Annotated in this window: 1 protein-coding gene; it reads right to left on the bottom strand. The window is 68.1% G+C overall.

Annotation, left to right across the window (positions count from 1 at the left end):
- Nucleotides 1–235 (bottom strand): hypothetical protein (locus tag AC0IW9_RS31440; RefSeq protein WP_471652209.1); only part of this gene is annotated, 235 nt, incomplete at its 3' end.
- Nucleotides 236–251: the final 16 nt, after the last annotated feature.

Genomic DNA, 251 nt, shown 5'->3' with positions numbered 1-251 from the left:
CGCCCAGCACGTGGAACAGCCGCTTGCCGCAATCCACCTCGGTCCGGGCGTAGGCGACGCGGTCGCCGCGCTCCTGACGGATGATGGCGATGATCGTGCCCGTCACGGTCTTGCGCTCGCGCAGCAGGAAGTAGCGCGAGGCGGTGTCGGACGGTGTCGGAATACGAGTCCCCTTCACCCGCAGATCGGACGGCGCCTGCCCCGCCACGTCGGTTTCGACCAGATTGCGCAGCACCACCGTCCCGTTATCC

The organism is Belnapia sp. AC561 (assembly GCF_979252845.1).
The sequence above is the reverse complement of the archived record's forward strand: the minus strand, read 5'-3'. Positions and strand labels throughout refer to the sequence as shown.